General features: G+C 43.2%; 8 protein-coding genes. 1 reads left to right on the top strand and 7 read right to left on the bottom strand.

Translation table 11 applies throughout. From position 1 onward, the window contains the following. Positions 1 to 21: 21 nt before the first annotated feature. On the bottom strand, positions 22 to 387 hold the full coding sequence (locus tag KIT27_12020) for a septal ring lytic transglycosylase RlpA family protein (protein ID MCW5590373.1): 366 nt from the start codon (positions 385 to 387) through the stop codon (positions 22 to 24). Positions 388 to 551: 164 nt separating this feature from the next. On the opposite strand from KIT27_12020, the gene KIT27_12015 reads away from it, so the two are divergent. Beyond that, positions 552 to 1,073 carry a hypothetical protein gene (locus KIT27_12015; GenBank protein MCW5590372.1) on the top strand — a complete coding sequence of 174 codons (522 nt, stop codon included), beginning with the start codon at positions 552 to 554 and terminating at the stop codon, positions 1,071 to 1,073. 37 nt (positions 1,074 to 1,110) lie between these two features. Here the strand turns inward: KIT27_12015 and KIT27_12010 are convergent, their stop codons facing one another. The 6 genes from KIT27_12010 to KIT27_11985 form a co-directional block, all read right to left on the bottom strand. After that, a complete protein-coding gene (locus KIT27_12010; protein ID MCW5590371.1) occupies positions 1,111 to 4,140 on the bottom strand; it encodes a type IV secretion protein IcmB in 3,030 nt (1,009 codons plus the stop codon). A gap of 15 nt (positions 4,141 to 4,155) precedes the next feature. After that, the gene (icmJ, locus tag KIT27_12005) at positions 4,156 to 4,770 is read right to left on the bottom strand and encodes a type IVB secretion system protein IcmJDotN (protein MCW5590370.1); all 615 of its coding nucleotides are present in this window, start codon (positions 4,768 to 4,770) and stop codon (positions 4,156 to 4,158) included. Between the two features lies 1 nt (position 4,771). Then, entirely contained in the window at positions 4,772 to 5,155 is a 384-nt protein-coding gene (locus KIT27_12000; protein MCW5590369.1) for a type IV secretion protein IcmD, read from the bottom strand. Positions 5,156 to 5,188: 33 nt separating this feature from the next. After that, on the bottom strand, positions 5,189 to 5,737 hold the full coding sequence (locus tag KIT27_11995; GenBank protein ID MCW5590368.1) for a hypothetical protein: 549 nt from the start codon (positions 5,735 to 5,737) through the stop codon (positions 5,189 to 5,191). A gap of 13 nt (positions 5,738 to 5,750) precedes the next feature. Then, positions 5,751 to 6,464 (bottom strand): hypothetical protein, encoded by a 714-nt coding sequence (locus KIT27_11990; protein MCW5590367.1) that lies wholly within the window; start codon positions 6,462 to 6,464, stop codon positions 5,751 to 5,753. Positions 6,465 to 6,489: 25 nt separating this feature from the next. Then, the coding region (locus tag KIT27_11985) for a DotG/IcmE/VirB10 family protein (protein MCW5590366.1) at positions 6,490 to 7,903 on the bottom strand (1,414 nt) is incomplete at its 5' end.

Genomic DNA, 7,903 nt, shown 5'->3' with positions numbered 1-7,903 from the left:
ATCTGTTCCAGGCTACAGGTTTTAAACAGCGGTTATTTCGACTTCGGTGACACCGCGTCCCACCATGCCTAAGCGGCGGGCGGCGCCATAGGAGAGATCTAAAATTCGACCATGTACGTAAGGTCCACGATCATTAACTTTGACGACAATCGATTTGCCATTACGCACATTTTTCACTTTGACTAAGGTATCCAACGGAATACTGCGACTTGCGGCAGTGTATTGATACATGTTAAAGCGTTCACCGCTCGCTGTTTTTTTATGGTTAAATTTTGGCCCATACCACGATGCCAAACCATGTTGATGAATAGGACGATAAGCCGCAAATGCTAAGCTAACAAAAAATAATATATTGAATAATAGTATGATTTTACCGTTTTTTATCATATCGTTCTCTCTTCTCTCTGTTACAACACCGTAATATTCGCGAAATTTTCCCTGAATTGCAAGTTTTTAGGGGAAATACTTGGCATGCGGAGAAAGCTGATCGGAGATAATTTCGCTACCGTGGTGTGCTATAGTTAACAAAATAGTGTTTCAAGGAAGCCAAAATGAACATTCGATCGCTGATTGCCTTTATTTTTTTATGCGCGTTATCTTCCGTATTTGCCGATGCAGTCAGTACGCTAAAATTGCCGCCAGGCTGGGTGATGACTCAACAAAATAATAACGATCGTATTCGTCATATGACGTTTGCACCAAACCCTAATCCTGAAAAATTAAGTCTCAATATTATCAACGTGTTAAAACCTACTCCTGATGCGTTTAATGCATTTATCGAAAATTCTAAAAAGGCGCATCATGATAGCTGTCAGATTAAAGATTTGAACATGGTAATTAAATCCATTACACAACCGCAGAAAATGTTTTACATGAGTTGCCGTTCGCCACAACGTGACAGTATTATTCTTAACATCGATGCCGATGCTAAAAACATGTATGTGTATATTTATTCTGTCGCCGATAAAAAATTTTCCAAGGAAAATTTGAAACATGCCGCAGAATTATTAAATACCGTGCGTGTCTGTGACACGACTAAAGACGATCCCACAAGTTCAAAATGTTTACCATAACGTAAAATAATAGGGCTTGAACGAAGTTCAAGCCCTATTATTTTATTGAGGTTAAACTTTTAAATTGTGGATTTTGCATATAAGCATCGATAATTTCTTCGACAAGTTCATCAATCACACTTAATCTTTCCCGATCATCAATTAAACCTTTATCTGCCTTAATCGCATTGAGACGATCTTCAACCAGTTTAGTGATGGTGCCATTGGGAAATAACACAGCTAAGATACGCCGAGCTTCGGCAGGACCTAAGCGTTTATAAAGCTGATTACGAATATTAACGTCTTCCACCGTGGTGCTAAATGCCCATAGTTCTACGGGACCTAAGGTTAACGTGAGTAATTGAGTATTCATGCCATGCTTGGTGGAAAATTGCGCGAGAAAAGTTCCACCGCGCTGTCCAGGGCCGTGAACAAATTTACGCAAGCCCAGTTTTGCCGTTTCACTTAATCCAAATACTTCCGCCGTTTTATTAATAGCCTGCGAAGGACCTGCATCCATAATAAAAATTGACGTTGCAAACTCGATCATCAATGAATCAAAATCATCGAGTGATTGCGATAATAATGCAACTTGTACGCGCCATTTACGGCCTTCCCGCATATCCACAATCACTTGATCACGCACGGCTTTCGCTTTGGCCGTGCGATGGAATTCATCATAAACAATGCGTTTTTGATCTTCACGTAATTCAGCAATGCGCGTGCGATGAAAATCTTGATACATTTCTGGCATATCGTGAACAGCTTCTTCCGTCAGATAAAAATTTCGTCCTAGCACATAACGCCCTAACATATACATTACCGCGGTTTGACGATCGGCGGCATCTCCACCACTTTTAGCGACTTCGTCTAAATCGAGTGAAATGACTCGAGCATCGCCTAAATCAAAACTGGTGATGCGTGATAAAATAGGATATTCGCGCACAGCGCTGGAAATCATCCGGCTAAAAGCGGTGATAATGGGTTCGCCGGTGGGCGCAATAATTTGCCCGTAGAGATCTTCGACGGCTTGCGTGCGACACATCGACACCACATCGCTTAATTGCGGTACTGCGTAACGTTGCGCGAGCATTGCTTCATGACTAAACCCTGCTAAAAATAGCGCATCCGTCACTTCCCACCACGTCGTTCGTTGATCTTGGACGAAACCAATTTCATCTAAAATGCCATCCACTAAAGGTTCCATGCCGGCGGTATAAATCGAGGGATTTGCGCCATCGGCTGCGGCTTTATAAAGTTCATCAACCACGAGACCCGACATATCGGGAATACCATCATACGTGCGTTCCGCACCGAGTGGCGTGGCCAATAAGGTTAAAAAATTCACTAAAAACGCGCGCTCTTGAGGAGTAGGAAAACGCATCCCTAATTGGGTATCGAAAGGATTAATCGCATAATCTGGCGTCATCCGTAAACGATGATAAGCCACATAGTGACGTTGCTCTGCGGGTAATGCTTCGCGTAATAATGAAATTAAACCACTGCTGGATGGCCCAATATCGATAATAGCGATACGCGGTAAACGTTTAATTCCTGCTGCTAAACATAATGCTAAATTCAACGCGTTGGATAAGACCGATTTACCCGAACCTGGGCGTGCGTAAACTAAATCGATCCAAGTGGTTTGCTGGCGTGAACCGGGTTGATAGGGCCAGGGTTTACCATCCGGTGAACGCAACAAGAGAGCGCCGTGATCCCAAGGTGAGGCGGGTCGGGTGATAGGCAACATGCTAATCACATCTGAAAGTGGCGCAATGGAAGGTGTTGCCACACTTTCACTCGAGATACCCAACATCGACGACACGGCACCCGCAAACGGATCACCGGAAATTTCGGATACCTCACACGAACCCCAACCTTCAATGGCTTTGGCTAATTGCGCCGTGCGCGTGCGTAACGTGCGTAAATCACCTTCGTCTGCCCAGGTTGCTGTAGCTACGCGTAATTTGACAATCGCATCATCGCTATTCACTTTAATATAACGCAATAAATTAGTGGCATCACTGATCAAACGATTATAGGGAGACGTCCAACTTAAAGTGGCAGCTAAAAATGATTTAAAGCGTAACGAAGTGACGCCATCGCTATCAATTAAAAATGAAATTCTCCAAGGAATTTTTGCAGAAAGCGTGCGTTGAAATAATGAAATAAAAGGACGTATTTCTCGCGGGAATAAATCAATAAAGACACCAGAATAAAGTCGATCGCCAATCCGCACCGTGCGTAAATCGATATTTTCTGCATCGCGTGGCATTAATTGTCTTCCTAAGGAAGGCCACATCACATCCGATATTTCGCCACGAAATTTTTTATCGACTTTAATCGCAGGAATGGGATCGCCAGGTAATAAGGGGCGCCATTCACGATCGGTAAAATCCGGATCGATACTCATCCGCATATGATAAAGGGCTTCGTGAGCAGTCACTTTACTCACATAAATATTTAATAAATTAAAATCTGTGATCAATGCCCGCACTAAAGATTCATGTGAATTGCGTAAATCAGGGATGGTCGCTAATAAATTTTGAGTATATTTAAACGGTGGAAATTTTTTTTCGCGAATTAATTTAGCTTTATCTTTTGCCGCGCGATCGTATTGTTCTTTAGTTAAAATACTCGGTCTTGTCCATAATACTAAAAATACCGTTTCGTCAGCGCAGAATTTAGCTAAGTGGTTAATGCGTTCTTCAAATAAATCGGCTAAATTTAAATTTAATACGTCGGCTGTTTCTTTCGCTGGATTTAATATTTCGGTTAAGGTAGCTTTTACCGAATCTAATTCATAATTAAAAAATACTTGGAGCGTATGACCGCTACGCGACATATTTGATTGTAAGGATTCTGAAACACCTTCAACAATATGATCAAATTCTTCGCTGCCGACTAATGCCGTAACGCCGTGAACTCTGATCATACTCACCAACGAACCATCGTGAGCCACTAAGACTTCGCTTGAATCGGCGGTTTGCAAATCACAATAGGCTTCCGTCGTTTGTTTTAGAGAGGACGTTAACCATTCTAAAATACTGTCGACACCATCCAATATGGGATCCATAAAACTTGGCATAATTCCCCCACCAAATTAAGCATTATCCGGTATTTCATCTAACGCGGCTTGCGCCCAGGTTTCAATTTGTTTACGAAATTTTGCATGCGAAGGTAATAAACGAACGTTTTTTAATACCGCCGTTTTAAGTTTAGCATCGGCTTGCATCGATTCATTGAGTAATTGCCCAAAAAAAGCAGGGCGAGAAGTTCCTGCGCCAAATTGTTCTTCTAATGCTTGGGCGCGAAATTTAAAACTCCGATAAATGGCTTGTGCGGAAGATTGATAGGCAGTGGCATTCGTCATCGCACAAAATAAAACATGACAAAACGCATTTAAATCGTTTTGTGATATTTCGGGTAAAACAATTAAAGTGCCCCCACCGTAATCGGATTTACCTACGGCATCCAAAAAAAAACATTGCGTGCAAAAACAACATGCGGTAGCTAAATTCGCAATGACATTGCGATTATAATCCATGTCGATGTTAACAATTTCTTGATATTGCCGCGCTTGAAATCCGCAGTATTGGCACGTGTGATTATCTCGCTCTAATACGCGTTTAGTAAATGCTTGGAAGGCAGGATCTGCCTTCCTCGCAGTGTGCAATCGCCAGTTAATCGGATTAACTGCCAATGATAGTTGATGCATATTAGCTCGTGAAGCTTATAGTACCTGATACACCAGCAGGTGTACCACCCGTTGAGAATAATGTGTATCCAGCGACTTTAAAGATCGACGGTAAGAAAATCAGAGCAGCTGCAATAAAAATTAATGCAATAGGTGTTCCAATAGGAATTTGGGTTGGATTATCTTTATGCGCTTTGAACTTTAAAATAGCACCGACAGCAAATCCCATTCCAGCAATATAAGAACCTGCGGTAATTAATCTGGCTAAATTGGCAAAATTTGACACGATAGTTTTAGCAATGCCCCCTAAATTATTATCATCTGCATAGACAAAGGTGGTTTGCAGCAAAATAATAGGGGTTAAAATGGAATACGCTAATTTGGTTAATATGGATTTCATTTTCACTGTGTCTCTCCCGTTAATATAACATAAAAATTTTCAATGTATGGTAATGCCCAAGGTACCTTCGATTGCATGCGAAAATCCCACAATATTCATTGATAAAATTCCGCCAACAATATGAGTAAACGCTTTTCCAATGGTGCCATGAGGTGATTGATGACCACCTAATGCCGATAACATAAAAAGGCCTCTCATAAACGCTATAATACCAATTATTTCAAGAATTTGAATCACTACTGAAATAATTCCATCCCAGGAGGCGTAATTCGTGGATTGATATTCGTACGGAGTGGGGTTTGCTTGGCCAAAAAAAGTTTCGATGGCGTAGTGATACGTCGTTGGGAAATATAATAATAATGCGCCCACCACATACAAGGTGATGGGTTTAATTAAACTGGTTTGCGACGACATCATGGTGCGCAATTCACCGTATTCTTTTAAGGCGTAAGTGGCTCGTAAACAAAAAAATAATCCTGAAATATACGAAAATGCGCTGATGAGGATCGTGATATCAGGAATATTCGAGACAATCGAACTGAGCATACCTTGCAAAGTGGGCCAATCTGATGGGGAAATCAATGCCATGATAAACTCTCGCTTATTGATCTGTTAATGCAAAGCTTATCTTTGCACCAGAATTAGTAAACACTGTCCCTGAAACCGGATCAATTGCCACGACAATACCCACTTGGGGTAAATAGCTTCCTACGCGTACGGTAATTGTGGCGCCTTGCGGCCCATAAAGCCAAGCGCGATTTGGGATCACCGCATAGACTTGATACAAATGATGCGCTCGTTGTTGTACTTTTGCCTGTGCGATGGCTTGTTTTTCGGCCGCCATTCTGGCTTGTTGCATTACGATATATTGCAATTTGGCCATTTGATCATCGATGCGTCGAATTGATTCCTGTATATTGTACAATTTGCTATTAATATTGTCTACTTCGCTTGTCATATTTTGCAATTGCTGTTGATGATTAACTGTGGATTGATATAAAGGATGATGTGTAATGTCGGTGTGTTGCGCCACCAGAGTTGGGTTTGTAGGTTGTGCTTTTGTTTCTTTCGCGGGCGAGGAAGCTGGAACAATTTCATTGCTCACTTTATGCCGATGCTCAATCGCTGCAAAAATCCGCATAATGACATAAAAAATAATCACGATCCCAATCACCGCCACAATGACACGTTGTTTTGAGATTTTCGAAGCCACCGAACTTAACGGATTCGTACGTCGTGTTGGATACGCGTCGGTTCCCGTTTCCTCGCTATAGGTATATTCATCTCCCATTTTCGCTTCATCATTTTTGGCCATTGTTGCGGCTACCTCTTTAAACTGTTCAGGATGTTGGTTGGCTGACATCCGATACAAATAATATTCCCACACTGGTTCCCGATGCGATATACACAGTCGGATTTATCGTAAAATTACTTTGCAAGATACTACTGTAACGATTCCCTACTGTTCCTAAACCCACGGCAATTTGCTGGCGAGTATTTAATTGCGGAAAAGTAAAGGTTTGCGTGCCGCTGGGTTGTATGGTGCTGGTCGATCCTGAAGAAGTTAAAGCATTCGCATAACCTTCCAAGAACGCAGAAGCGAACAGCGTTCCATAGCGCATTAAATAATGATGATCAACGGAAGTCGCTAACGCTGTGCGTGCTGTTTTAGGATCGATGGCAAACGCATTAACTGAAATACTATGAGGATACGATTTTACTACCATGGTATTAAACGTTAAGGTTAATTTATCATCCAACTGCGTCGTGACCGGTTGGAACGAGCCAATTAATTTAGCACCGGCATAAGGACCGGAAACGACTCGCGCCATCACCGGACCTGAAAAATCGCTATCCACTGACGTAATCATAGTAGCAAAGAACACAGAGCCCGCGCGTATAAATGGTGGTGGGGTTTTAGGTATTCCAGCGCCTAAGGTGGCGCCACCGGCACCTCCTCCACTAAGCTGTCCTGAACCTTCGCCCAAGGCCGTTGCCAGTTCAGATTTTTGCGCTTGAGTTTGTTCTGGTGCTGTTTCGACATATTCTTGAGTGGGTGGCGGAAGCCACGCTGAAAAAAGTTTTCCCGCTTGCGAGGACATCGCCGCTTGCATAGCTTCTTCTTGGCGTTGCAATTGCTCTTGGCTTAATTGGCGCATTTGCCGTTCGTGTAATTTGGCTAAATTAATCCGAAAATTACTAGCGCTATCAGCATCATTAGAATCACCTGGATTATCGAAATTAGCATTATTTAAATTGGAACCATTGCCAAAATTACCTAAATTATTATTTCCTTGACCATTCGCGCCTAAACCATTGCCAGCACCACCAGCACCTTGACCGTTCGCACCTAAACCGTTACCCGCACCACCAGCGCCTTGACCATTGGCACCTAAACCATTACCCGCTCCACCAGCGCCTTGGCCATTCGCACCTAAACCATTACCCGCTCCACCAGCGCCTTGACCATTTGCCCCTAAACCGTTACCCGCGCCACCGGCACCTTGACCATTCGCACCTAATCCATTGCCCGCACCACCAGCACCTTGACCATTGGCACCTAAAGCATTACCCGCACCACCGGCACCTTGTCCGTTTGCGCCTAAACCATTGCCAGCGCCACCAGCGCCTTGGCCGTTCGCGCCTAAACCATTACCCGCACCACCAGCGCCTTGACCATTGGCACCTAATCCATTGCCAGCACCACCAGCACCTTGGCCGTTCGCACCTAAACCATTACCCGCTCCACCAGCG

Source organism: Legionellales bacterium (assembly GCA_026125385.1).
In the GTDB taxonomy this organism is placed as follows: domain Bacteria; phylum Pseudomonadota; class Gammaproteobacteria; order JAHCLG01; family JAHCLG01; genus JAHCLG01.
The sequence above is the reverse complement of the archived record's forward strand: the minus strand, read 5'-3'. Positions and strand labels throughout refer to the sequence as shown.